General features: G+C 72.0%; 26 protein-coding genes and 1 tRNA gene. 17 read left to right on the forward strand and 10 right to left on the reverse strand.

The window, feature by feature from the left end; translation table 11 throughout:
- Nucleotides 1–64 precede the first annotated feature (64 nt).
- From ABT154_RS15945 to ABT154_RS15955, 3 genes are all read left to right on the forward strand, one after another.
- Nucleotides 65–1,312: a cytochrome P450 gene (locus ABT154_RS15945; RefSeq protein ID WP_351857432.1), complete on the forward strand. Its 1,248-nt coding sequence runs from the start codon at nucleotides 65–67 to the stop codon at nucleotides 1,310–1,312.
- 92 nt (nucleotides 1,313–1,404) lie between these two features.
- Nucleotides 1,405–2,559: a DUF2330 domain-containing protein gene (locus tag ABT154_RS15950; RefSeq protein ID WP_351857590.1), complete on the forward strand. Its 1,155-nt coding sequence runs from the start codon at nucleotides 1,405–1,407 to the stop codon at nucleotides 2,557–2,559.
- Entirely contained in the window at nucleotides 2,556–3,236 is a 681-nt protein-coding gene (locus ABT154_RS15955; RefSeq protein WP_351857433.1) for an O-methyltransferase, read from the forward strand. Before ABT154_RS15950 ends, ABT154_RS15955 begins: the two co-directional genes overlap by 4 nt.
- Nucleotides 3,237–3,360: 124 nt before the next feature.
- Here the strand turns inward: ABT154_RS15955 and ABT154_RS15960 are convergent, their stop codons facing one another.
- The gene (locus ABT154_RS15960) at nucleotides 3,361–4,494 is read right to left on the reverse strand and encodes a serpin family protein (RefSeq protein ID WP_351857434.1); all 1,134 of its coding nucleotides are present in this window, start codon (nucleotides 4,492–4,494) and stop codon (nucleotides 3,361–3,363) included.
- A gap of 199 nt (nucleotides 4,495–4,693) precedes the next feature.
- On the opposite strand from ABT154_RS15960, the gene ABT154_RS15965 reads away from it, so the two are divergent.
- Together ABT154_RS15965 and ABT154_RS15970 are read left to right on the forward strand one after the other, a co-directional pair.
- Nucleotides 4,694–5,023 (forward strand): antibiotic biosynthesis monooxygenase family protein, encoded by a 330-nt coding sequence (locus ABT154_RS15965; protein WP_351857435.1) that lies wholly within the window; start codon nucleotides 4,694–4,696, stop codon nucleotides 5,021–5,023.
- A gap of 209 nt (nucleotides 5,024–5,232) precedes the next feature.
- Nucleotides 5,233–5,718, forward strand: a complete 486-nt coding sequence (locus ABT154_RS15970; RefSeq protein WP_351857436.1) for a GNAT family N-acetyltransferase — start codon at nucleotides 5,233–5,235, stop codon at nucleotides 5,716–5,718.
- Nucleotides 5,719–5,761: 43 nt separating this feature from the next.
- Here ABT154_RS15970 and ABT154_RS15975 read toward each other — a convergent pair whose 3' ends face one another.
- Entirely contained in the window at nucleotides 5,762–7,837 is a 2,076-nt protein-coding gene (locus ABT154_RS15975) for an MDR family MFS transporter (RefSeq protein ID WP_351857437.1), read from the reverse strand.
- A 270-nt stretch (nucleotides 7,838–8,107) separates the two neighbouring features.
- On the opposite strand from ABT154_RS15975, the gene ABT154_RS15980 reads away from it, so the two are divergent.
- Both ABT154_RS15980 and ABT154_RS15985 read left to right on the forward strand, forming a co-directional pair.
- Nucleotides 8,108–9,292 (forward strand): peptidoglycan-binding domain-containing protein, encoded by a 1,185-nt coding sequence (locus ABT154_RS15980; RefSeq protein ID WP_351857438.1) that lies wholly within the window; start codon nucleotides 8,108–8,110, stop codon nucleotides 9,290–9,292.
- A gap of 184 nt (nucleotides 9,293–9,476) precedes the next feature.
- On the forward strand, nucleotides 9,477–10,151 hold the full coding sequence (locus tag ABT154_RS15985) for an HAD-IA family hydrolase (RefSeq protein WP_351857439.1): 675 nt from the start codon (nucleotides 9,477–9,479) through the stop codon (nucleotides 10,149–10,151).
- A gap of 18 nt (nucleotides 10,152–10,169) precedes the next feature.
- Here ABT154_RS15985 and ABT154_RS15990 read toward each other — a convergent pair whose 3' ends face one another.
- Genes ABT154_RS15990 through ABT154_RS16000 form a run of 3 tightly spaced genes read right to left on the reverse strand, consistent with a single transcriptional unit; the run spans nucleotide 10,170 to nucleotide 12,876 of the window.
- A complete protein-coding gene (locus ABT154_RS15990; protein ID WP_351857440.1) occupies nucleotides 10,170–11,363 on the reverse strand; it encodes a sensor histidine kinase in 1,194 nt (397 codons plus the stop codon).
- The gene (locus ABT154_RS15995; RefSeq protein WP_351857441.1) at nucleotides 11,356–12,054 is read right to left on the reverse strand and encodes a response regulator transcription factor; all 699 of its coding nucleotides are present in this window, start codon (nucleotides 12,052–12,054) and stop codon (nucleotides 11,356–11,358) included. Before ABT154_RS15995 ends, ABT154_RS15990 begins: the two co-directional genes overlap by 8 nt.
- Before the next feature lie 9 nt (nucleotides 12,055–12,063).
- Nucleotides 12,064–12,876 carry a VanZ family protein gene (locus ABT154_RS16000; RefSeq protein WP_351857442.1) on the reverse strand — a complete coding sequence of 271 codons (813 nt, stop codon included), beginning with the start codon at nucleotides 12,874–12,876 and terminating at the stop codon, nucleotides 12,064–12,066.
- 449 nt (nucleotides 12,877–13,325) lie between these two features.
- Between ABT154_RS16000 and ABT154_RS16005 the strand changes: the two genes are divergently transcribed.
- The 3 genes from ABT154_RS16005 (at nucleotide 13,326) to ABT154_RS16015 (ending at nucleotide 15,744) form a co-directional block, all read left to right on the forward strand.
- The gene (locus ABT154_RS16005; protein ID WP_351857443.1) at nucleotides 13,326–13,976 is read left to right on the forward strand and encodes an HNH endonuclease family protein; all 651 of its coding nucleotides are present in this window, start codon (nucleotides 13,326–13,328) and stop codon (nucleotides 13,974–13,976) included.
- Between the two features lie 293 nt (nucleotides 13,977–14,269).
- On the forward strand, nucleotides 14,270–14,770 hold the full coding sequence (locus ABT154_RS16010; RefSeq protein ID WP_351857591.1) for a DoxX family protein: 501 nt from the start codon (nucleotides 14,270–14,272) through the stop codon (nucleotides 14,768–14,770).
- A gap of 344 nt (nucleotides 14,771–15,114) precedes the next feature.
- Entirely contained in the window at nucleotides 15,115–15,744 is a 630-nt protein-coding gene (locus tag ABT154_RS16015; RefSeq protein WP_502969514.1) for a DedA family protein, read from the forward strand.
- Here the strand turns inward: ABT154_RS16015 and ABT154_RS16020 are convergent.
- Entirely contained in the window at nucleotides 15,704–15,964 is a 261-nt protein-coding gene (locus ABT154_RS16020) for a DUF2277 domain-containing protein (RefSeq protein ID WP_317876519.1), read from the reverse strand. The two genes, ABT154_RS16015 and ABT154_RS16020, sit on opposite strands and share 41 nt — an antisense overlap.
- A 248-nt stretch (nucleotides 15,965–16,212) precedes the next feature.
- Nucleotides 16,213–16,443: a hypothetical protein gene (locus ABT154_RS16025; protein WP_351857444.1), complete on the reverse strand. Its 231-nt coding sequence runs from the start codon at nucleotides 16,441–16,443 to the stop codon at nucleotides 16,213–16,215.
- A gap of 266 nt (nucleotides 16,444–16,709) precedes the next feature.
- On the opposite strand from ABT154_RS16025, the gene ABT154_RS16030 reads away from it, so the two are divergent.
- Together ABT154_RS16030 and ABT154_RS16035 are read left to right on the forward strand one after the other, a co-directional pair.
- A complete protein-coding gene (locus tag ABT154_RS16030) occupies nucleotides 16,710–17,471 on the forward strand; it encodes a GntR family transcriptional regulator (RefSeq protein WP_351857445.1) in 762 nt (253 codons plus the stop codon).
- A 147-nt stretch (nucleotides 17,472–17,618) separates the two neighbouring features.
- The gene (locus ABT154_RS16035; protein WP_351857446.1) at nucleotides 17,619–18,068 is read left to right on the forward strand and encodes a lamin tail domain-containing protein; all 450 of its coding nucleotides are present in this window, start codon (nucleotides 17,619–17,621) and stop codon (nucleotides 18,066–18,068) included.
- Between the two features lie 39 nt (nucleotides 18,069–18,107).
- On the opposite strand, the gene ABT154_RS16040 is transcribed toward ABT154_RS16035, so the two are convergent.
- A complete protein-coding gene (locus ABT154_RS16040) occupies nucleotides 18,108–18,812 on the reverse strand; it encodes a DUF4231 domain-containing protein (protein WP_351857447.1) in 705 nt (234 codons plus the stop codon).
- 115 nt (nucleotides 18,813–18,927) lie between these two features.
- On the opposite strand from ABT154_RS16040, the gene ABT154_RS16045 reads away from it, so the two are divergent.
- Nucleotides 18,928–19,128, forward strand: coding sequence for a hypothetical protein (locus ABT154_RS16045; RefSeq protein WP_351857448.1), 201 nt, complete (start codon nucleotides 18,928–18,930; stop codon nucleotides 19,126–19,128).
- A 118-nt stretch (nucleotides 19,129–19,246) separates the two neighbouring features.
- On the opposite strand, the gene kilB is transcribed toward ABT154_RS16045, so the two are convergent.
- Nucleotides 19,247–19,711 carry a plasmid transfer protein KilB gene (gene kilB / locus ABT154_RS16050; protein ID WP_351857449.1) on the reverse strand — a complete coding sequence of 155 codons (465 nt, stop codon included), beginning with the start codon at nucleotides 19,709–19,711 and terminating at the stop codon, nucleotides 19,247–19,249.
- On the opposite strand from kilB, the gene ABT154_RS16055 reads away from it, so the two are divergent.
- Together ABT154_RS16055 and ABT154_RS16060 are read left to right on the forward strand one after the other, a co-directional pair.
- Nucleotides 19,698–20,159, forward strand: coding sequence for a UTRA domain-containing protein (locus ABT154_RS16055; protein WP_351857450.1), 462 nt, complete (start codon nucleotides 19,698–19,700; stop codon nucleotides 20,157–20,159). The genes kilB and ABT154_RS16055 overlap by 14 nt on opposite strands.
- A 207-nt stretch (nucleotides 20,160–20,366) precedes the next feature.
- Nucleotides 20,367–20,525, forward strand: coding sequence for a hypothetical protein (locus tag ABT154_RS16060; protein WP_351857451.1), 159 nt, complete (start codon nucleotides 20,367–20,369; stop codon nucleotides 20,523–20,525).
- A gap of 1,288 nt (nucleotides 20,526–21,813) precedes the next feature.
- On the opposite strand, the gene ABT154_RS16065 is transcribed toward ABT154_RS16060, so the two are convergent.
- A tRNA-Val gene (locus ABT154_RS16065) sits at nucleotides 21,814–21,888 on the reverse strand.
- Between the two features lie 170 nt (nucleotides 21,889–22,058).
- Here ABT154_RS16065 and ABT154_RS16070 point away from each other — a divergent pair.
- Together ABT154_RS16070 and ABT154_RS16075 are read left to right on the forward strand one after the other, a co-directional pair.
- Nucleotides 22,059–22,829, forward strand: a complete 771-nt coding sequence (locus tag ABT154_RS16070; RefSeq protein ID WP_351857452.1) for a DUF4097 family beta strand repeat-containing protein — start codon at nucleotides 22,059–22,061, stop codon at nucleotides 22,827–22,829.
- A 77-nt stretch (nucleotides 22,830–22,906) separates the two neighbouring features.
- Nucleotides 22,907–24,316: a hypothetical protein gene (locus ABT154_RS16075; RefSeq protein ID WP_351857453.1), complete on the forward strand. Its 1,410-nt coding sequence runs from the start codon at nucleotides 22,907–22,909 to the stop codon at nucleotides 24,314–24,316.
- Nucleotides 24,317–24,410 lie beyond the last annotated feature (94 nt).

The raw sequence follows: 24,410 nt of genomic DNA on the forward strand, positions 1-24,410 counted from the left end.
TAGAACTCGTTACTAACTTTCCCGACAACTCCTGACGACCCATCAGATGTGGAGTGTGTTGCCGATGCCCTGCCCCCATCTCCCCGAAGGGTTCGACGCCACCGATCCCGATCTGCTCCGCGACCGCATTCCCTTCCCGGAGTTCGCCGAGCTGCGGCAGACGGCGCCCGTGTGGTGGTGCCCGCAGCAGGCCGGCATCACGGGCTTCGAGGACGAGGGGTACTGGGCCGTCACGCGCCACGCGGACGTCAAGTACGTGTCCACGCACCCCGAGCTGTTCTCGTCGAACCTCAACACCGCCGTGATCCGCTTCAACGAGAACATCCAGCGCGAGCAGATCGACGTCCAGAAGATGATCATGCTCAACATGGACCCGCCCGAGCACACCCGGGTCCGCCAGATCGTCCAGCGCGGCTTCACCCCCCGGGCGATCCGCAGCCTGGAGACGGCGCTCGGCGACCGCGCCCGCGCCATCGCCGAGGAGGCCCGGCTGAGCGCCGACTCCGACGGCACCTTCGACTTCGTCACCCGGGTCGCCGTCGAGCTCCCCCTCCAGGCGATCGCCGAACTCATCGGCGTCCCCCAGGAGGACCGCTCCCGGATCTTCGACTGGTCGAACAAGATGATCGCGTACGACGACCCCGAGTACGCCATCACCGAGGAGGTCGGCGTCGAGGCCGCCATGGAACTCATCGGATACGCGATGAACATGGCCGCCGACCGCAAGGCCTGCCCCGCCGCCGACATCGTCAGCCAGCTCGTCGCGGCCGAGGGACAGGGGAACCTCTCCTCCGACGAGTTCGGGTTCTTCGTCCTGCTGCTCGCCGTCGCGGGCAACGAGACCACCCGCAACGCCATCAGCCACGGCATGCACGCCTTCCTCACCCACCCCGACCAGTGGGAACTCTTCAAGCGGGAACGCCCCGCGACCACCGCCGAGGAGATCGTGCGCTGGGCGACCCCCGTGGTCTCCTTCCAGCGGACCGCGACCCAGGACACCGAACTCGGCGGCCAGCAGATCCGCAAGGGCGACCGCGTCGGCCTGTTCTACTCCTCCGCCAACAACGACCCCGAGGTCTTCACCGACCCCGAACGCTTCGACATCACCCGGGATCCCAACCCCCACCTCGGCTTCGGCGGCGGCGGACCCCACTTCTGCCTGGGCAAGTCCCTCGCGATCAAGGAGATCGACCTGATCTTCAACGCCCTCGCGGACGCCCTGCCCGACCTCACCCTGGCGGGCGAACCCCGCCGGCTGCGGGCGGCCTGGCTCAACGGCGTCAAGGAACTCCGGGTCCGCGCCTCGGCGTGAGCGGGGCGCTCCGTGCGGCCGGGTGACCCGGCCGCCCGGAGCGCCACCGGGTGGGACGGAACCGGATCATGACCGGTCACGTCCCACCCCGCATGCGGGGGACACACCGAACCACACGAACACCAGGGGCACGGACGCGCCGCGTCCTCGCCGTCGTCGTCGCACTGCTCGCGCTCCAGCTCGGCTCGCTCGTCGCACCGGCGTACGCCTGCGGCTGCGGCGCCATGATCCCGTCGAAGGACCAGCGCATCGGCGTCGACCGGGAGGAGTCCGCCGTCCGCTGGGACGGGCGCACCGAGACGGTCGTCATGCGCTTCAACGTGCACGGCGACGCCGAACACGCCGCCTGGATCATGCCCGTACCGAGCCGCGCCGGCGTCACCCTCGGCGACCCCGCGCTCTTCGACGCGCTCGACCGGCTCACCGAGCCCGAGCAGCGCGACCGCTTCCACTTCTGGCCGCGCGAGGGCGAGTGGCCGTTCACCGAGGACCACGGGGACGGGGTGGGGGCCCCGGCGCCCGGCGCGGCCCCCGGCGTCGGGGTCGTCGGCCGCGAGCGGCTCGGCCCCTTCGACGTGGCCCGGCTGACCGCCACCGACCCCGGAGCCCTCGGCGGCTGGCTGCGCGCCAACGGCTTCGAGCTGCCCGAACGGCTGACCGGCGCGCTCCAGCCGTACGTGGACCGGAAGTGGGAGTACGTCGCGGTGCGGCTCGCGCCCCAGGAGGAGGGCGCGGTCCTGGACGGCGAACTCACCCCGCTCCGCATCACCTTCGCCTCCCCCGAACTCGTCTACCCCATGCGGCTCTCCCGGCTCGCCGGCACTCCGCAGACCCTCGGCCTGTACGTCCTGGCCGAGCACCGGATGGAGCCCCGCTCCCCCATCGGCGGCGACCGCCCCGAGGTCACCTTCGCCGGACGGATCGAGCGCCCCGAAGGCGCCGTCGCCGCGCTCGCCGGGGACCGGCCGGTCCGACTGACCGTCCTGGAGCAGCGGTTCCCGCACCCGGAGCGGATCGACGACGACCACCATCTGCGGACCGTCGCGGACACCCCGTACCGCCGGGTCGAGTACACCGACCGTCTGCTGACGGTGGCCGGAGGCATCCCCGTCTGGCTGCTCACCGTCGGCGGCGGGGCGCTCCTCGCGGCGGTGACGGCGCTCCTCGCGGTACGGGTGGTACGGGCGGGACGGCGGCGCGCGGGGACCCCGGCGGGTCCCGACGCCGGTGTACGTTCGGCCGCATGACGAACTCTCAGCCTGATCCCCGATGGACCGAGGTCGACGACTACTTCACCGAGACGATCGCCCCCGGCGACGAGGTGCTCACCGCCGCACTCGCCGACTCGGCGGCGGCGGGCCTGCCCGAGATCGCCGTCGCACCCAACCAGGGCAAGCTGCTCCACCTGCTCGCGCTGACGCAGGGCGCCGGGAACATCCTGGAGATCGGCACCCTCGGCGGCTACAGCACGATCTGGCTGGCCCGCGCGCTGCCCGCCGACGGCCGGCTCATCACCCTCGAGTACGACCCGGCCCACGCGGCCGTCGCCCGCGCCAACATCGCGCGCGCCGGCCTGGACAAGCTCGTCGAGGTCCGTACGGGCGCGGCGCTCGACAGCCTGCCCGAGCTGGAGGCGGAGGGCGCGGGCCCCTTCGACCTGGTCTTCATCGACGCCGACAAGGTCAACAACCCGCGCTATGTGGAGTGGGCGCTGAAACTGTCCCGCCCCGGCACGGTGATCGTCGTCGACAACGTCGTACGCGGGGGAAGGATCACCACCCCCCACCCGGAGGACCCGGCGATCAACGGCACCCGCGAACTCTTCGACCTCGTGGCCCGGGAACCCCGGCTGGAGGCGACGGCCGTCCAGACGGTCGGCACGAAGGGCTACGACGGACTGCTGCTGGCCCGCGTGACGGGCTGACGCGGGTCGGCACCGCTGACGCCGACGCCGACCGCACCGCTGACGCCGACTCCGCCGAGCCCGCCGTACGACCACCGCCGACGACCGTCCGGCGTCGCCGACGACCGTCGCCGGACGGTCGGCCTCAGCGGTGGTCGTCGGGTCGGCCCCGTACGGCCCTCCCCGCGACCGGCGCGCTCCGCTGCCACCCGGTGAAGAGCGGCAGCTCTTCCGTGGCGTCGAGGACGACGAAGCCGAAGGGGCGGTCGAAGGCGATCCGTTCCACCACGGGCCGCGGGGGCCGGGCCGCGCTCCGGGTCATCGTGACCTGTGTGACGGCGGCGGCCTCCACCCCCTCCTCCGCGACCTCGATCAAGACCTCCTGCACCACCTCGGAGACGAACAGCTCGGCCTCGGACAGCACCGGGAACTCGGCTCCGGGACGCAGCGCGCGGGTGACGCCGAGCGCCTTCAGATGCGCGTCCACCCCGGTCCGCGTACGCGACTCGAAGCGCGGCAGCGCCAGATCGGCCGAGTCTGCGGCGAGCCGCTCCCGCGCCGACGCCGCCGCCCAGGCGGCGGGCAGCACCTCGGCCGGCCGGGCACCCTCCGGCCCGAGCACGAACCGCACCAGGGCCCCCGCCGCCCCGGCGCAGGGCAGCTCGACGACCGTGACCCCGTCCACGTACCAGACCTGGGCGGCCGGAATCCGCTGCCGCATGGTCGGCACGGTCCGGGTGGTGCCGTCTCCCTCGGTGAAGGGCTCGTCGCGGGTGAGGTCCGCGCGGAACGCGGAGCGCCACGAGGCCTTGAGCGCGAGGGCGTTGAGCAGGACCAGGTCCTCGGATCCGTCGAGCCGGAGCGGGAGCCCGTCGATCCGGCCGCCGGTGGACTCCCGTACCCACGCGTCGAGTTCCTCCTGACCGTCCCCGGGCAGCACCCCGAAACCCACCCCGGGCAGCCCCCGCCGGAACCCCTCGCGCACCGGCACCCTGCTCCACACCCCGGTCGCCACCACGACCCCGCCGGCAGCCGCGATCCGCCGCCCGACGGCGGTCACGGCCTCGCCGGCCGCCTCGCCCTCGACCCCGAGCAGCGCGCCCAGCTCCTCGCCGGTCCGCCCCCGCGCCCCGGAGGCGACGGCTCCGAGCGCCAGCCACAGCCCGGCGGGCGAGACGACGAAGTCCCCGTCCCCGAGACAGGGCAGCCAGCGCGCGGCCAGGGCGCGTATCGCGTCCGCCCCGGGGACGGAGGGAGAGACGGGAGGAGTGTGCGTCATGTCCTGCCCTTCATGAGCCCGCGAGGGCGTCCGAAACCGGGGACGCCCAGCATAGGAGCCGCCTCCGACACCCGGCCCGCGCCGCCTTCTCGCCGCCCTGTCTTCACGCCGTCCCGACGGGGCGGTGTAGGAGACTGCGGGTACGTACGTGATCAAGGCCGGGCACAGCGCCCGGCCCGTGCTTGTGACGAGGTGTCCTGTGCCCAGTGTCGTGAAGATCAACGTCCTGACCGTGCCGGCCAAGCAGCGTGAGGTGCTGGAGCAGCGCTTCGCCGCCCGGGCCGGGTCCGTGGAGGGCTCCGACGGATTCGAGTGGTTCGAGCTGCTGCGGCCCCTGGAGGGCACCGACCAGTACCTGGTCTACACCCGCTGGCGCAGCGAGGAGGACTTCCAGAACTGGATGAACGGTTCCATGAAGGCCGCCCACCAGGGCGGCGGCGAGGGCGGCGGCGAGCGACCGAAGCCCGCCGCGACCGGCTCCACGCTGTGGTCCTTCGAGGTCGTCCAGACGACGTCCCCCAAGAACTGAGCCACGAGGGGCGGGACGGGCGCGGCCGGGGTCGGAGGCCCGGTCTGAGCGCGGCCGGCGTCGGAGGCCCGGTCTGAGCGCGGTCGCGGACCGGAGGCCCGGGCCGTGATCGGGTCGGGGCTCGGTCGCGGACCGGAGCCCGGGGCCTGCGGCCGGGCCCGGGGGCCGAGGCGAAACCCGGCTGCGCGCCGGGGCGCGCGCGCCGCAGAATGGCGCGCATGACCTGGATCTTCTCCCCCGAGCCCGTCGACACCCCGGACGCCGCCGCCCTCCGCCGCGACTACTACGACGACGTCGCCAGCCGCTACTGGCGGCGGCCCGCGACCGAGGCCGAGATCGACGAGGGGCTCGCCGGCGACGGGGTCGAGCTGCTGACCCCGCCGACCGGGCAGTTCCTGGTCGGCCGGTACGACGGCAAGGCGGCCGGCTGCGGCGGGGTCCTGCTCCTCGACTCGGAGCGCGCCGAACTGACCCGGGTGTTCCTGCGCCACGCCTTCCGGGGCCTGGGCGGGGCGGGCACGCTGCTCGCCGCCCTCGAGGACGAGGCCCGCGCGCTCGGCGCGCGCCGGATGGTCCTCAACACGCGCCTGGACCTGGTCGAGGCCCGCGCCCTGTACACACGGCACGGATACGCGGAGATCCCGGCGTACTGCACGGGCCCGTACATGGACATCTGGTACGGCAAGGACCTCTGAACGCACCACCCCGGGCGGCGGGCGGCGGCGTACCGAGCGGTGCTCAGGCCTGGTGGTCGCGGGGCGGTTCCGGGCTGTGGGGGCGTTCCGCGTCCGAGCCGTTCAGCTCGGACGTCAGCAGCTCCACCAGCCGCACCAGATCGGTCGGCCGGTCCGGCCCCCACCAGTCGCCGAGCAGTTCGGCGAGCGACTCCTCACGGGCCGCCTCAAGCCGGGTCGCCACTCCGACGCCCTCCTCGGTGAGGATCAGCTGAAGCCCTTCCCTGGTGACCAGACGCCGTTCCTCCACCTGCCGGGAGGCCTCCGTGATGGCCCGCAGCGGTACGGGCACGGTCTCGGCGAGCAGGGCGGGTTCGACGGTGCCGTGGTGGCGGATGCGGAGCAGCAGCCAGCTCGCGGCGGGCAGCAGGTCGAGCCCGGCGCGGGCGGTGATCTTCTCGTAGACCGCCTTGCGTCCCTCGCGGGAGCCGAGGACGGACAGGGCGCGAGCGCATTCGTCGTACGAGGAGCGCTCGACCGGGTTCGAGACGAGGGTCTCGCTGGCGTCGGGCGCGGTGACGGACACACGCAGCTTGTCCTCCTTGAGGAAGCAGGCGATGACGAAGGCGACGAGCACCACGGGCGCCGCGTACAGGAAGACGTCCGTGATGGACGTGGCGTACGCGTGCAGGACGGTGGTCCGCAGCTCGGCCGGGAGGGTGGCGACGGCGCGCGGATCGGCGGCGACCTGCTCGGGGCCGACGCCGGGCGGGATGGTCTGCCCGGCGGCGGTGGCGTCGGCGAAGACGTCGTCGAGCTTGCCGTTGAGCCGGCTGGTGAAGACCGTGCCGAAGACGGCGACGCCGAAGGACGCCCCGATGGAGCGGAAGAAGGTGGCGCCCGAGGTGGCGACGCCGAGGTCCTCGTAGGAGACGGCGTTCTGCACGACCAGGACGAGGACCTGCATGACGAGGCCGAGTCCGGCGCCGAAGACGAAGAAGCAGACGCTCATCGACCAGGTCGAGCTGGTCTCCGTGAGCTTGTGCAGGAGCAGCAGCCCCAGGGCGGTGAGGGCGGTGCCGGCGATCGGGAAGACCTTCCAGCGGCCGGTGCGGGAGACGATCTGACCGGAGGCCGTCGAGGTGATCAGCAGGCCGGCGACCATCGGCAGCATGTGGACGCCGGACATGGTCGGGGTGACGCCCTGGACGACCTGGAGGAAGGTCGGCAGATAGGTCATGGCGCCGAACATCGCGAAGCCGACGACGAAGCTGATGACGGAGACCAGGCTGAAGGTCCGGATCCTGAACAGCTTGAGCGGCAGGACGGGTTCGGCGGCCCGCCGCTCCACGTACACGAACCAGACGAGGAGTACGGCTCCGAGGAGGGCGAGGCCGATGATCTGCGCCGACCCCCACGCCCAGGTGCTGCCGCCGAGCGAGGCGACGAGGACCAGGCAGGTGGCGACCGAGGCGATGAGGAAGGTGCCGAGGTAGTCGATGGTGTGCCGGGTGGAACGCGCCGGGATGTGCAGCACGGCGGCGATCACGAAGAGGGCGACGACACCGATCGGCAGGTTGATGTAGAAGACCCAGCGCCAGGACAGGTGCTCGGTGAAGAAGCCGCCGAGCAGCGGGCCGAGGACGCTGGTGGCGCCGAACACGGCGCCGAAGAGCCCCTGGTACTTGCCGCGTTCGCGGGGTGACACGAGGTCGCCGACGATCGCCATCGACAGGACCATCAGACCGCCGCCGCCGAGGCCCTGGACGGCGCGGAAGGCGATGAGCTGCGGCATGTTCTGGGCGATGCCGCAGAGGGCGGAGCCGATGAGGAAGAGGACGATCGCCCCCTGGAACAGCTTCTTGCGGCCGTACTGGTCGCCGAGCTTGCCCCAGAGGGGGGTGGCGGCCGTGGACGCCAGCATGTAGGCGGTGACCACCCAGGACAGGTGCTCCAGGCCGCCGAGTTCGCTGACGATGGTCGGCAGGGCGGTGGACACGATCGTCTGGTCGAGGGCGGCGAGCAGCATGCCGAGCAGCAGCGCGCCGATGGCGACGAGGACCGTGCGGTGGCTCTGGCCCTCGCCCGGCACGGGCGCGCCGCCGCTGTCGGGCGGGGACGGGCGTACTTCCTGGGCCATGGGCATCTCCTCCGGCGTCTCCTGGTACCGACCTCGTACGGCCCCTTCATCCTGGTCTGAATGTCCGGTTATGGCCTGCGGAAGGGCACGGCTGTTCGCCCACTCGAAAGGGGCGGGCTGCATAATCGCTCGCAGTGGTATCGGGGAGGGGAACCCATCATGACCGGACACGTCTGTCCTGAATGCGGTGTACACAGACCTGGCTGCGCCTGCGCCCAGGCGGAGATAGCGGCGGCCGAGGACTTCGACCCGCTCAGAATCAGGCCGTACGTGACGCTGGACTCACCGGAGGAGAAGGCCGCGTACGGGGCGGGGGGCGCGAACCCGTACGGGAGTGAGTACGGCGGGGAGTACGGCGGCGCGCACGGCGGCACGTCCGATGGCGCGCACGGCGGCACGTCCGATGGCGCGTACGGCGGCGCGTCCGGTGGCGCGTCCGGCGGCGCGTCCGGCGGCACGTCCGGCGGCGCGTCCGGCGGCACGTCCGATGGCGCGTCCGGCGGCACGTACGGTGGCGCGTCCGGTGGCGCGTACGGGAACGGCTCCGGAGGTGCCTCCGGAGGTGCCTCCGGAGGCGTCTCCACGGGTGAGGACCCGCCGACGACCCAACTGGCGGCGATCCGACCGTATCCGGGTGAGGCGGCGGCGGAGACGTATCCGATGGAGGCGGCCCCGGGCGGCTTGCACCCGGGCGGCGCGGGCGGCCCGAGCAGCGCGGGCGGCATAGGCGGCCCGAGTGGCATGGGCGACCCGTCCGAGACCATGCCGCTTCTGCTGCGCGGCGTCGGTGACGTACCGCCGGGCCCGGCCGTGGAGCGGCGGGGGCGCAAGCGGGGCGTGCTCGTCGCGGCGGTGGCCGCCGTCGCCGTGGCGGGCACCGCCGCCCTCGCGGCGGCCGTGCTCGGCGGCGGCGAGGAGCCCGACGACCGGGCGGCCGTGCCCGAGGTGACCACGAGCGCGTCCCTGAACCTCGCCGTCTCGGAGGCTCCGTCCGCCACCTCGGAGACCCCGGAGCCGACCTCGTCCTCCCCCACGCCGCACCCGACCACCGAGTCCCCCTCACCCACCCCCTCCGCGACCCGCACCACCGCGTCGCCGAGCCCCTCGCCGACCACGACCGGGGCGGGGGCGCCCCCGGCGTCCACCCCGCCGGAGACACCGGTCGTGCCGCCGACGACGACACCGGCCACGACGCCGTCCCCCACGGCGACGAAGGGGGAACCCGAGGAGGTCCTGACGCTGAGCATCGGCTCGTCGGGGCCGGAGGTACGGGACCTCCAGCGGCGGCTGACCGACGTCGGGGTGTACGACGGCCACACCGACGGCAAGTACGACAGGGACGTGCGGGACGCGGTGTGGCTCTACCAGTCGTACATGTACATCCAGGGCGACCCGGGCGGCGTGTACGGCCCGAACACCCGCGAGGTCCTGGAGCGGTACACACCCCACATCTGACGACCGGCGGGCGAGCGCCGGTGTACGGACCGGCATGCGGACCCGCCGACGGACCGGCATGCGGACCGGTTGGCCAAGACCGCCCCCGGTTTTGTATCGTGAAAGAACAAAGTGGCCCCGCCCGCGAAACCCTGACCGGTGGGCGGGACCGCTTCGTTCTCCGCGCGACCCCTCTGGAGACCCGATGCCCGCCGTCACCCCGGCAACGCTCACCGCCCGCGCCCTCCTCCTCGACATGGACGGCACCCTCGTCAACTCGGACGCCGTCGTCGAACGCTGCTGGCGCCGCTGGGCGGACCGGCAGGGCCTCGACGGGGACGCCGTGCTCAAGGTGGTCCACGGCCGCCAGGGGTACGCCACGATGGCCGTCCTCCTCCCGGACCGCCCGATGGCCGAGAACCACGCCGACAACCGGGTGATGCTCGCCGAGGAGACCGCCGACCTCGACGGGGTCGTACCGGTTCCCGGCGCCCCCGCCTTCATGGCCGCGCTCGCGGAGCTGCCGCACGCCCTGGTGACCTCGGCGGACGAGGCCCTCGCGCAGGCCCGGATGGGCGCGGCGGCGCTGCCGATGCCGGAGACCCGCGTCACCGCCGAGCGCGTCGGCGCGAGCAAGCCGGACCCGGAGGGCTTCCTCAAGGGCGCGGCCGAGCTGGGCTTCGACCCGGCGGACTGCATCGTCTTCGAGGACTCCGAGGCCGGCATCGAGGCGGGCCGGGCGGCCGGCATGCGGATCGTGGGCGTGGGCCCGCGCGCGGCGGCCTTCGCACCGGACGTGCACATCGACGACCTCACCCGGCTGCGGGTGGAGCGCACGGCCGACGGCTCGATCGCGCTGACCGTCCTGCCGGCGCCCTAAGAACGACCCGGCTCCGGCCTACTGGCTCCCGCTCGGTTCCAGTGGACCGGCTTCCGTCCAGTCGGTCCCGCCCCCGGACGATGCCCGTGATGGCGAACCGGGAAGCCGGACCGTGACGAGGAGTCCACCGTCGGGGCGGGGGAAAAGGTCGAGGGTCCCGTCGTGGGCACGGACGATGCTCCGCACGATGGCCAGGCCGAGACCGACCCCGGCGTGCTCGTCGGTGCGTATGCGCTCCGTTCCGCGCCGAAAGGGCTCGGTGAGGGTCGGCACCAGCTCCGGCGGCACCGGCCGGCCCGTGTTCTCGACCCACAGCACTCCCGTGTCACCACGCGTCTCGGTATGGACCGTCACGGTGCCTCCGGCGGGTCCGGCGGGTCCGGCGGGTCCGGCGGGTCCGGCGGGTCCGGCGGGGAGGTTGTGGACGACGGCGTTCTGGACGAGGTTCGTAACCATCCGCAGGAGGAGCTGCGCGGAGCCGCTCGTCCGGGTCGCTCCGCCGGTGACGGCGAGCGTGAGCCCGCGCTGTTCGGCGAGCGGGAGCAGGCTTTCGGCGGCCTCCTCGGCGACGAGGGAGAGGTCGACGCTCTCCCGGGTGACGTTCCCCCGGTCGCTGCGGCTGAGCAGCAGAAGGGCCTCGGTGAGGTCGATCGCGCGGGTGTTGACGACCTGTAGGCGTTCCAGGAGTTCGGCCCGGTCCCGTGTGGGGTCGCTGCGGGCGACGTCGAGCAGCGCCTGTGAGATGGCCAGCGGGGTGCGCAGCTCGTGGGAGGCGTTGGCGGCGAACCGCTGCTGTTCCCCGACGTGGGACTCGAGTTGTTCGAGCATGGCGTCGAACGCGTCGGCCAGCTCGCGGAATTCGTCCCGACGGCCCTCCATGGCGACCCGGTGGGACAGCGATCCGCCCTCCGTCGACCGCACGGCGGCCGTGATCCGGGTGAGCGGTGCGAGCATCCGGCCGGCGAGGATCCATCCCCCGACGAGGCCGAACACGAGCAGGAAGGCCATCGCGACGGCCGCTGCGGGGGCGAAGGTCCGCACGAGGAGGTAGCGGTTGGGCGAGATCCCGAGCAGGCCCTGCGAGCTGTCGGGGACGTAGCGCAGCAGGAACCCCCACACGACGGCGAGCAGGAGACCACCGGCGACGGCGAGGAACCCGGCATAGCTGAGGGTGAGCTTGAGGCGGACGCTGAGTCCGTGGCGCCTAGGCATGCGGGACGTTGGGGGCCGGTGCCGGGGCCGGCCCGTTGTCGATGCGGTAGCCGACGCCCGGCACCGTCGCGATGATCCATGGTTCGCCGAGCCGTTTGCGGAGCGCGGAGACGGTGATGCGGACGGCGTTGGTGAGCGGGTCGGCGTTCTCGTCCCAGGCGCGCTCCAGTAGCTCTTCGCTGCTGACGACCCCGCCCTCGGCGGCGACGAGCACTTCGAGCACGGCGAACTGCTTGCGAGTGAGAGCCACATAGCGTCCGTCGCGGAAGACCTCCCGTCGGAAGGGGTCGACCCGCAGGCCCGCGATCTCGCGGACCGGCGGCCGGGCGTACGCGCGTCTGCGGTCGAGCGCCCTCAGCCGCATGACCAGCTCTCGCAGCTCGAACGGTTTGGTGAGGTAGTCGTCGGCGCCGAGTTCGAATCCGGATGCCTTGTCGTCGATGCGGTCGGCGGCGGTGAGCATGAGGATCGGGATGCCGCTGCCGGAGGCGACGATGCGCCGGGCCACCTCGTCGCCGGAGGGGCCGGGGATGTCGCGGTCGAGGACGGCGAGGTCGTAGGAGTTGACGCCGAGCAGTTCCAGGGCGGTGTCGCCGTCCCCGGCGATGTCGGTGGCGATCGCCTCCAGCCGGAGACCGTCACGGACGGCCTCGGCGAGATAGGGCTCGTCCTCCACGATCAGTACGCGCATGTCTGAACCCTAAGCACCTCGGGTCACCGCCGTGGAGTGTGTGCCGACGTCCTCCGCCGGGCCGTGAGTGACGTCGTACGGTGCCGGCGCCGATGCCGGCCCCGGAGCGTTCCGAGGGTCTGGCCGGCCGCCCCGGAGCGGTGCCGTGGTGTCGGCCTCTGCCGCCGTGCGCCACCAGCGCCGTGACGCCAGCGCCGCCAGTACGCAGCCGGCCGTGTTGACCAGTACGTCGTCCACGGAGGACACCCGGTCGAGGCGCAGGACGTACTGCGCCGTCTCGACCAGGGCCGAACAGCCCGCCCCGAGCGTCAGGACGCGCGGTATGGACGCCAGTGCGGCGAAGCGCGTCGGGGCGAAGAACCCCAGGGAGGCGAAGACGAGGAGATTGCCGACGATCCCGAGCGGCCCCATCGTGGCCAGGTCTCTCAGCGGCACCAGGCTGAACCGGCCGGGCACGACGCCGGCCCCGGCGCCCGGCATCATCGTCAACCACAGGAACGGCACCGTCCCGTGGACCATGCCCACCTCGGCCAGCGAGAGCCGCCACGCCGCCGCGACTCCCCTCGCTCGCCGGCGGCGCGCCAGAACCCACGCCACCAGCACCGCCAACGGCACGGTGACCAGGGTCATGAACACCACACCGTTGAACGTGTCGAAGCAGCCGTGCCACCGCCCGGCCATGCACCGCGGGGCGGACATCATGAGCATCCTGCGCAGGGGGAACAAGGCGCCTCCCAGGCCGAGGACGGCGAGAGCGACGGGCACGATCCCGCGTGCACGGCGGGGCGACGGTGATGCCGACACGGATGCGTTGTGGTTCATGCCTCCATCAAAGACGGAGGACGGTTGCGACGGCGTATGCGATTTTCCATACGCCCGCGATACGCGCCTCCCGGCTGGGGCGGGTCCGCAGCTCACGACGGACGCCGACTCGCACGTCCCGGCGGGGCACCCGCGCGTCCCGGCGTTGACCGGCCCTCACCTCCCGGCGGGGGCGGCCCCACACGTTCCGGTGATCACCGGCCCGCGCCTCCCGGCGATGACCGGCCCGCGCCTCCCGACGGGCGCCCGCCCACTCCCGTGACACCGGGCGGAATCTGGCGCTCCGTCAGGACGCGTCATACCCCTTGATGTGACGTGTTCATGTCGCCACCCTGTTACCTGGCGCACCCCCCACCGAAACCTGGCGCCGCCACGATGACCGGGCCGTCGCCCGGCACCCCACGCGGGGACGGCATCCGCCAAGGTCCCCCCATCTCAAGGGAGTTCACATGCCCGTCGGCATGATCTACGCGCGTCGACTCACCGTCCTCGCCGCCTCCGCCACCCTCTCCCTCACCGGCGTCCTCGCGACCGCCCCGACCGCCCAGGCCGCCATGCCCACCCCGGTGAGCGCCGCGACGGCCCGCACCTACCTGGCCGCCCTCACCGTGAAGGCGGAAGGTTCCACCTCGGGATACAGCAGGGACCTCTTCCCCCACTGGATCACCCAGTCCGGCACCTGCAACACGCGCGAGACCGTCCTCAAGCGCGACGGCGTGAACGTCGTCACGGACTCCAGCTGCGCCTCCGTCAGCGGAAGCTGGTACTCGGAGTACGACGGGGCCACCTGGACCGCCGCGTCCGACCTCGACATCGACCACATGGTCCCGCTCGCCGAGGCCTGGCGCTCGGGCGCCTCCTCGTGGACCACCGCGCAGCGCCAGTCGTTCGCGAACGACCTGACGCGACCGCAGCTCATCGCCGTCACGGACAACGTCAACCAGGCGAAGGGGGATCTCGACCCGGCGAAGTGGCTGCCCTCGCGGACCGCCTACCGCTGCACGTACGTCCGCGCGTGGGTACAGGTGAAGCACTACTGGAACCTCAGCGTCGACTCCGCCGAGAAGAGCGCCCTGCAGTCGATCCTCAACGGCTGCTGACCACCCCGCCCCTGACAGCGCGTCGGCATCGGCCGTCGGAAAGTGAACGTCACCACACACTTCCCGACGGCTGAATGTTGAACTTGCAAGTACTACTGAGGGGTGCCTAACCTTACGGCCTCATCGGTTTCCGTCCCCACCCCCCGTCCACCCCACGGACGGGGTCAGGCCGAAGGAGTCCCCCCATGAACAACCCGAACGACCCGAACGACCCGAACGACCAGAGCGACCAGAGCGACCAGAGCGACCCGAACGACGCGAACGGCCGGAGCAGTCGAAGCAGCCGGAAGGACCTGAGCGCCCCGGTCACCCCGAGCGGTCTCGCGGGCCGTCTGGACCGGGTCCAGCCGTACGCGCTCGGCCTCTTCCGCATAGTCGTCGGTCTGCTCTTCGCGTGCCACGGCGCCGCCTCCCTCTTCGGGGTCCTCGGCGGCTCGGCGGGCAGCGGCGGCACGGTCCCGGCCGGCACCTGGCCTGGCTGGTACGCGGCCGTGATCCAGCTCGCCGCCGGTGGTCTGGTCCTGGCCGGTCTCGGCACCCGGAGCGCCGCGTTCCTCGCCTCGGGCTCGATGGCGTACGCGTACTTCGACGTCCACCAGCCGGCCGCCCTCTTCCCGCTGCAGAACGGCGGCGAAACCGCGGCCCTGTTCTGCTGGGCCTTCCTCCTGCTGGTGTTCACCGGCCCCGGCGCGCTGGCCCTGGACCGGCTCTTCGGCTCCCGGGTCGGCTCGGCGGCGACGGCGGGCGGGGCACAAGGGGAACGCGAGGAGCGGGGCACGCCGGTCGCGGCCTAGGCGCTCTACAGGAAGGGGCCGGAATCCGCAGCACGTCTTCCGGCCCTTTCCGGGCCGCGCGTCGGTTGGAACCGGCCCCTGGCGCTGGACACTTTCCCGCAAGGTCACACAACTTCGCGCGGTCACGGACACCGGCGACTCGCACGACGCCCCGAGGCGCCGCCGCCCGACGCCACACGCCCCGACCACCGACCACCGACCACCGACCACCAGCAACCTGCAACCAGCAACCAGCAACCAGCAACCAGCAACCAGCAACCCTCCATCGACCACCGAGCGCCGACACCCGCCCTCCCGCACCCACCCGGCGTGCGTTCCCGCGCCCCCGCGTAGGCTCTGGCCCTGTGAATCTGCTCGACAGCCTGGGCTCGCTGCGGTCGCTCACCACCGGTCCGTGGATCTACCCGGTGGTGGCGGCGTCGATCCTGCTCGATGTCTTCCTGCCCGTGCTGCCGAGCGGCTTCCTGGTCATCACCGCCGCCACGGCGGCGGCGACGGCCACGGCGGCCACCCCCGACGTGCCCTCGATCCTCCCCCTGCTGCTCTGCGCGGCCTCCGCGTCGGTGCTGGGCGACTTCCTGGCGTACCGACTGGCTCTCAGGGGCGGCGCGAGGATAGACCGGGCGATCGCCCGCTCCAGGCGCCTGTCCGTGGCGCAGGAACGTCTCGGCACCGCGCTGGCGCGGGGCGGCGGACTGCTGGTCGTCCTCGCTCGCTTCGCCCCGGCGGGCCGCTCCGCGGTGTCCCTGGGCGCGGGCGCGGCGAAGCGCCGGGTCGAGGAGTTCCTGCCGTGGTCCGCCCTCGCGGGCGTGACCTGGGCCTCGTACAGCGTGGGGCTCGGCTGGCTGGGCGGGCAGTGGCTGGGCGCGACCTGGTTCAGCGCGGGGGTGTCGACCCTCGCGCTCTTCCTCGCGGGCGGGCTCGCCGCCTATCTCATACGGCGTCCGGCTGCGGCTCCCGCGACGGCGTCCTGACGGCTGGGTGCGCCCCGCGCACCTCCAGGCCGTCGAGGAGTCTCGCGGTGGCCTCCGCGATCTCGTCCACGGCCCGCTCGAAGACCTCGCGGTTGTGGGCGGCGGGGGCGCGGAAGCCGGAGACCTTGCGGACGTACTGCAGGGCGGCGGCGCGGATGTCGTCCTCGGTCGCCTCCTCGGGCAGCGCGGGCGGTCGGAGCGTCTTGATGCTGCGGCACATGCCTCCAGTGTCGCGCGCGCGACTGACAACGGCCCGGAACACCCACGGTCGCGCCGGATACCCCTTGCCCACGCCGGCCACCCCGGCCCCGCCACCCCGACCCGGCACCCGTGACCCGACCCACCCCAACCGGCCCGGCCCGGCCCGGCCCCAGTCTCAGCCGACGGCCGACTCCGGCCTCACCCGGCAACCGGCTCAGACCTCACCCGACGGCCGACTCAGACCTCACGCGACGACCGGCTCCGGCTTCACCCCAACCCCCCGAGCCCCCGTCTACTACGCGCGTTGATCTCGGCGGCGCGGGCGCGCAGCTCACGCAGGGGTGTGGCGGGCTGTACGTCGGCGGGCTCGGCGTCCCACTCGGCGCCGCCGTGGACGGCGCGGATCAGCACGCGCCCGGAGACGCTCCCCACGTAGAAACCGACCCGCCCGGTGGCGGTGTCGCGGACGAGGTCACCGACCTCGGGCAGTGGCTGCACGCATCCCTCCGTCCCGATCTCCTGACGTTCTCCCGGAGCCACTCCCCCGCGCACTCCGGACGTACTCCGGACACGCTCGCGAGGCGCTCCGGACGCGCTCCCGAGGTACGGGGACACCTAGAGAAGCCGTACGGCACCCCGCTGTCAACGTATCTCTAGAGATGTCCCCCGATGGATGGATCGACGGGCGGGACCGCGCAGGCGCGTGCGCCCCGCGCCGGGGGCGCGCCGTAGGGTGTCACGAAGACGAAGGGAGTAGTCCACCCGTGACTGACCAGGACAGCGCTCGTCGGCCCAAGTACCAGCGCATCGCAGATGAGTTGAGAACCGCGATCCGGTCGGGCGTCTTCGCGCCGGGCGCCCGGCTGCCCGGTGAGAACGACCTCATGGCGACGTACGAGGTGGCACGGATGACGGCCCGGCAGGCGCTCTCGGTGCTGCGCAACGAGGGTCTCGCGGACTCCCGCAAGGGGGCCGGCGTCTTCGTCCGCGTGTTCCGCCCGCTGCGCCGCCGAGGCATCCCGCGCCTGTCCGGGGACCGCTGGGGCAACGGGCGTTCGGTCTGGTCGGCGGACGTGCAGGACGACCGGGACCTGGTCGTGGACCAGATCGAGGTGGGCGAGACGCGGGCCGGGGAGCGGATCGCGGGGGCACTGAACCTGGCGCCGGGCGCGCCCGTGTGCGTCCGGCGCCGCAGGTTCGTGCTGGACGCCAAGCCGGTGCTGCTCTCCGTCTCGTACCTCTCGGCGGAGCTGGTGCGCGGGACGCCGGTCGCCGAGCCGGACACGGGGCCGGGAGGCACGTACGCGCGGCTGACGGAGCTGGGGCACCGGCCGGTGCGGTTCCGGGAGGAGATCCGCTGCCGGATGCCGACGGCGGAGGAGACGGACAGGCTGGCACTGGAGGCCGGCACGCCGGTGGTGCTCATCGGGCGAACGGCGTTCACGAGGCCGGGGGTGGCGGTGGAGCTGAACGAGATGACGCTGGACTCGTCGGCGTACGTACTGGAGTACGACTTCGACGCGTAAAGCGCGCGTACCAGCACTTCCCTCCCCGCCCCGCCGCAACCCTCATCCCCCTCTCTCCGAATTTGTGTGGGCGAGGTGAAGGACGTGCGTATTCTGTGGGCTCGCCGGCCCCATCGGCGGGCGTCCGACAGAAACTGAGGGACATTCATGCTTCGCGCACGCACGTTCGCGGCCGTGACCGCGGCCGCCGCTTCCGGCATCCTGCTGCTGCCCACGCAGGCACAGGCCGCCGGCTCGGTCCACCTGTACAAGATCTACTACGACAGCCCGGGCACGGACAACCGCTCGAACACCAGCCTCAACTCCGAGTACGTGCAGATACGGAACACGACGGGCGCGGCGGTCAACCTCCGGGGCTGGACGGTCACGGACGCGGCGAACCACAAGTACACGTTCGGCAGCTACGTGCTCGGCAAGGGCAAGATCGTGACGGTCCGCACGGGTCGCGGTACGAACACGGCCGCGAACGTCTACCAGAACCGTGCCGCGTACGTCTGGAACAACGACCGCGACACGGCGACGCTGCGCAAGTCGAACGGCACGCGGGTGGACGTCTGCTCGTACGACTCGACGCGGGTGGACTACAAGTGGTGCTGACCGGGCGCCGCGACTGACGTACTACGGGGCTCCGGAAGACTACCGGTGCCCCGGCTCGTCGACGGGGTTCACTGCGGGCGCGGCACTGACGGAGGTCGAGGCAGGCGCGGCGGTCGGGGAGCTGACGCCGGTCGCGGCGGGCGCGGAGTCCTCGGCGCCACCCCTCACCTGAGCCCGAGTCCGAACCCGCTCCCCGTCTCCCTCCCGCTCCCCCTCCTCGTCCCCGGCGGCGCGGGCGGCGGGGATGCCATGCTGCTGCACATCGGCGTTGACCTGCCCGCCGAGTGTCATGACGTTGAGGGTGGCGGAGTTCTCGTTGGCGATGGCCTTCTCGACCCGAGCGACGAGCGTCGAGAACGCCTCGCGGCGGGGGAGGTTGTGGTACGGCCCGACCTTGGTCTCGAAGTAAACCCGTTCGTGCCCGAGGAGTTGCTCGGTGGACCGGTAGTTCTTCCACTGCTCGCGGTAGCGGTAGACGCTCTCCAGGGAGACCGCGGCGACGACGACCACGCTCAGCACGGTGGCGGTGACGCGGGCGAAGACGAGGTCGAGATTGACGAAGACGGGGACGAGGGCGCCGCCGACGACGGAGACGGTCCGCATCCGCAGATGCATCGCCTTCATCCGGGTCGCCTTGGCGTCGTACCAGCCCTGGTACTGCGAGAGCCGGCCCTCGATGTACCGCTGCGGCGTCATCTCGCCGCTCTGCACGCCCGGTTCGGGCGAGTCCCCCACATCAGCCATGCGGGGAGTACACCGGCCGTGCGGGCCGGGCGTCAACTCTTCGCCCATTCCCCCGCAGCCCACCACAAGGTACGTTCATCCCACCTTCGACCAGAGGTACTTCAGGGAGGACCCCGTGGCGCAGGCCCACACCGCACGTATGACCACCACGGCCAAGGCCGGCATCGCCCTCGGCATCCTGGCGGCAGCGCTCGTCGCCGTGGCGGGCCACGCGACGACCGGAGCGACGACGGCGAGCGACCGCGAGACGGGCACGGTCAAGTGGGTGACCGTGGCGACGGCGGGCGACAAGAAGGTAGAAGTGATCAAGGCCTGACGGGCACACGCATGACGAAAGGCCCCTAGCCGCGCCCGGCGAGGGGCCTTTCGTCGAAGTGGAGCACGAACACCGACCACCGGGCACCGGGCACCGGGCACCGGGCACCGGGCACCGATCAGAGCCGCAACTTGGCCGCACGCACCAGCTCGCTGATGCCGTCCCGCGTCCGCACCCTGCACTCTTCCAGCGAGCCTCTGTCCGCCGCCCGCTGCAGCCTGGTGACGTCGTCGAGCAGGGCTTCGCCGGCGCGCCCCAACTCCTCGTCGGTCGTGAGCATCTGCAGCCGGAAGAGCGCCTCCTGAGCGACGGACCGCAGGTCGTAGGCCCGGATGCGCACCGTGTCGGGGCCCTCGGGAGGCGGCGACTCACGTTCGCAGAACCACAGATGAACGAGACAGCGCCGATAGTTCACGAGGGCGCCGGCGTAAGCGGTGTAGGCATCCAGCCGCTCCTGCCGCAACGTCTCACCCCGAGCGAACCGCTGCCCTCTCTCGACGGTACGCCGCTGAACGGCGAGGGTGATGGCCGACCCGAGCAGCGTACCCACAACAGCCAATGCACTGGCGATGATTGCCTCCACCCCACCAGCCGACCACACGCCACACCCCCGCACCCCCCGAACGCCCGAACGGCTCGGGATCGGTGAGGGCGAACTATGTGCCCGGACCGTGTACGAGTTCCTCGCCGACGGGCGGCCCGTGCAGTTGTCGACGAGCTGGGAGCCGTACGACCTCAGTGGTTGGACCGTTGTGGTTCTTCCCGAGGGTGGGCCTCACGCCGGGGCCGACGTCGTGAACCGGATGGCTCAGATCGGCGTCACGGTCAGCCACGCCGTTGAGCAGCCTGAGCCGCGTCAGGCGACCGCCGAGGAGGCCTCGCTTCTCGGGATCCAGAAGGCCGGTCTCGTCACGCACATCCGGCGGACCTACCAAAGCGATCGGGGGCGGCCCGTCGAGACCGCCGACATCGTCGTACCCGCCGCGCTGTGCGAGATCGTCTACGAGATCCTCATCAGCCGAGGAAGGTGAGGGGGTGGGGTCCGAGCTAAGGGTCCCGAAGCGTGAAAGCTCAGGGGACCCCTCCCTTGCCACCCCCCTTGGCCGCGGTGTTCCGCAGAGGAACACCGAACCGGCTCAACCTTGGCCTCGACGCTACAACCGACCACTGACAACGCCCGAGACAAGTTCCGCATCATGGCTGACTGGCCGCTCCCGTGCCCCGACTGCGACCGACCCATGGAATGGAAGGGATTTGTTCTCAGCAAGCGCGAAGAGGACGACCAACGGGTCTGCCGTTCCCTGTGGCGCTGCCAGGACCGGACCCTCTGGTGGCACTGGGCCGACCGCCAGGACGAACCGCTGGAGCTCTGCCCCTTCCCCAACCTGGTCCGCTGACATCCATGGCGTTGGGAATCGTCCGACCCGGTCAATTGGTCGGTAGCGGGGGTGGCATGCACAACGAGCGGCTGTCTGATGAGGAGCTGGAGCTGTTTGTCCAGTGCCTGCACCGGTTGCGAACCATGACGTGGGACATCTTCCTCAACTGGAAGTCGGGGAGCCCGAGTACCCCGTCGATGTGACGCTCGGCAGGGACTATCCCCCGGTCGGGGAGGCCGCGGACTATCGGCGGCCGTTCGCGGATCGGCGACAGGTGCCATCCAAATCTGACATCAACGACGGTGGATGACAGCAGCCCCGCACGGCACCTCGTGGCGCCCGTGAGCTGGTGTCGACCCTCGCTGGCCGTGGTCTGCGCGAGCTTACAAAGCAGATGTCGGCGGTTCGAAACCGTCCGCGCCCACCAGTGCCATGGCCTACGGCCCTGCTCGGATGAGAGTTCATCGGAGTGGGGCCTTCGGCGTTCGTGGGGTTCGAGGGGGTTCACGGATGCTGTCCTGGAGACTTCTTCTCCTGGGAATCGCCTGTTGGCCGCCGGAACGATCATGTCCGTCGCGATCAGAGCCAGCCGGTGGAGAACACTGTCGTCGTCGCACCGCCGCCCTGTGCGAGATTGTCCACGAGGTGCCCGTCAGTCGTTGGCGGGGCTGCGTAGGGGGAAGCGATGGAGTCGCTCGGGTACGCCATCGGTGCGTTGGCCTGGGGTGCGCCGGTTGTTGCTCTCCTCATGGTCGTGCTCACGGCCATCGTCGTTGGCAGGTGGCGACGGAGGACCCTCGCAGCCTTGGAGCGTGCGGAGCTGGAAGCGGGTGAAAGGGCCTCCCGACGTGACCGGGAGGAAGTACTGGCGGCAGAGGAAGGCTGACACCTGCCGCCGCTCCGTGGATGAGCGATGACGCGGGCGGTCGGCCTCCGCGAACCGATCACGGTCCGGGACTCTCTCTCTGCCTCTGTGGCGGATGGTGCCGCTTGTCTTCCCGTGGTCTTGCGGGAGGTGCGGTGGCTTGTGAGCGGGTCTCCCCGGCACCGCGCCGCCTCCCCCGGGCGGCACCTGCGGCGCAGTCAGCGATCTCCGCTGGCGCGGGCACCTTCGCATCGGTCCGACTCTCCCAGCCACCGTTTTTCACGTCCACGAGCAGATCAGGAAGGTCCGGCCCAGCGAGGCCTGCGACGCATCTGGCACGTAGCTGGCACGGCGCCCCTCCCTCGCCCCCGCCCAAAGAACGAACAAGGCCCAGACCCCCGGTTCAGTACCGGTGGCCTGGGCCATTGTTTATCTACCTACTGGTGGGCGCGGACGGTTTCGAACCGCCGACATCTGCTTTGTAAGAGCAGCGCTCTACCCCTGAGCTACGCACCCGTGGGAGGGACAACAGCGTACATGGCGGATGGGTGGGTGCCGCAATCCGATACCTCTGGCCGGGGGGGGTAGCCCCACCCCCGGGACGGTGGGTCGCCGGATCGTGACGTGGGGTGGCGGGGGCATAGCGTCGTCCTACTGTCCGCGTTTCTCGGTGGGGGTTCATCGTCATGGCTGTCGCAGGTCGTCCGTTCCGTGTGCTGCTCGTCTCCGGAGGGGTGCTGCTCTCCTCCCTCGTGCTCGCCGGGTGCGGTTCCGCCGATGTCGACGCCGCGTCCGTGGAGCGGAAGTCGTTCGCCTTCGACGGCGCGGCGCTCACCATCGACTCCGACGACTCCGAGCTGGTGATCACGCCCGCCGACATCGACGAGGTGCGGGTCGAGCGGCAGGTCGACGGGTGGGTGTTCATGGGGTCCGGGCCCGAGCCCACCTGGACGCTCACCGGCGGGCGGCTCACCCTGCGCGTGGGGTGCAGCGGGGTCTCCTCCAACTGTGACGCCGTCCACCGCATCCAGGTGCCCCGCAAGGTCGCCGTCACCGTCCAGGACGACAACGGCGGCGTCACCGCCGAGGGCTTCACCACCCCTCTGAAGGTACGGTCCGACAACGGCGACGTCCGGGTCCGCAAGCCCGCCGGCCCCCTCGACCTGTTCACCGACAACGGCGATGTCGTCGTCGACTCCGGCGCCACCGCCCCCGAGGTCGTCGCCCGCTCCGACAACGGCAACGTCCGCATCGCCCTCGGCGCCGTACCCCGCCGCGTCGACCTCTTCACCGACAACGGCGACATCACCCTCTCCCTCCCCACCTCCGAGTACGACGTGACCGGCGCCAGCGACAACGGCGACATCCGCATCGACGTCCCGCGCCGCGAAGGCAGCGGCCACGCCGTGAGCGCCCGCAGCGACAACGGTGACGTGTCCGTCCTCACCGCGAACTGACCGGCCCGTGTGTTCGTCCTTACCTGGTGGGAGAATGAATCGGACCGGGCACGGCGGACACAGCACGGGAGAGGTACGTGGCGGCGAGCGACGCGAGGGGGGCGGGCGGGGTTCGACGTCGTGACACGCCCGGCCGGGCAGACACCCGAACCGACGGTGGGCCGCGGCGGGCGCCCTCCGGCCTCCGGCTCGCCCTCGCCCTGCCCCTCCTCGTCGGCGCCCTGCTGCCGCACGCCTTCGCCGGCGGCGGCACCCGCCGCTGGTTCGGCGGGCGCGGTGAGAGCCAGCGGGCCGAGGCCCAGGCCGCCAAGGACGCCGCCGCCGCGGCCTTCTACGAGCTCGACACCGCCCAGCGCGGGCTGCGCATCTCCGTCGAGACCATCACCGCCGTCGACAGCTCCCCCGAGGCCCGCCGCGCCGTCGAGGGCTTCGAGGCCCTCGGCCGCCGCATCGACGAGGTCAGCCACCTCTACATCGACGCCGTCGACGCCCACGACCTCGACCACGACGACCTCGACGCCGCGACCGCATCCCGCGCCCGCGCCGAACTGACCCGCGCCAAGGACGAACTGAACCGCGCGAAGGCCGACCTGGACCGGTACGAGGAGGGGCTCGCGCCGCTGCTCGGGCGCGCCGAGACCCAGCTCGCCCGCCTCGCCCCCGCCGTCGAGCGCGCCCGGCAGGCCCTGCGCGGCGCGTCCGGCGCCCTCGACTCCGTACGCGAGAGCGGGCTGCGCGCCGACGACCTCGCCACCCGGCTCGCCGCCCTCGGCCCCGAGCTGACCCGGCTCAACGAAGGCGCCGGGCGGCACGGCGTGCCCGAGACGCTCCAGCGCGCCGACCGGGTGATGCGGGACGCCGAGGCCGTACGTGCCGAAGCCGAGCGGCTGCCCGCGCGGGCCGCCGAGATCGACCGGCGGCTCGTCTCCCTCCGTACCCGCACCGAAGCGCTCACCACCCGCACCGGCGGCGTCGAACCCGTCCTCTCCGAGCTGCGCCGGCGCTTCACCGCGCCCTGCTGGCAGGATCTCCAGCACGTGCCCGAGCAGGCCACCACCTCGCTCCACCAGGCCGAGGAACGGCTCGCCGAGGCCGGAAAGGCACGGGCCGAGCAGCGTTGGCCCGACGCCACCTCGCTCCTCTCCACCGTCCGCGCCCTGCTGGACTCCACCGACGAGGCCGTCTCCGCCGCCGGGGACCGGCTGCGCCGTCTCGACGCCGTCGCCAAGGACCCGAAGGCCGAGATCGACCGGACCCGGTTCGCCGTGCGCGACGCCCAGCGGCTCGCCATGGCAGGCCGGAGCACCCCCGACCCCCGCCACGCCCGGCCCCTCGACGAGGCCGTCGCCCGGCTCGACCGCGCGGTCGGCACGCTGGAGGGGCGGCACCCCGACTACTGGCACTTCCTCACCGAACTGGAGGGCGTACGGGCCACGGCCGCGCACGTCGTCGGGCAGATCCGGGAGGAGCGGGGCGCCGGACATTGATCCGGGAGCCGGGAGCCGAAAGCGGGGGCTGCGGGCAGGAAGCTGCAAGCGGAGGCCGTGAGCGGAACACTCCGAGCCGAAGGCTCTAGCCTGT

Source organism: Streptomyces sp. NPDC001728 (assembly GCF_040297565.1).
Taxonomy (GTDB): domain Bacteria; phylum Actinomycetota; class Actinomycetes; order Streptomycetales; family Streptomycetaceae; genus Streptomyces.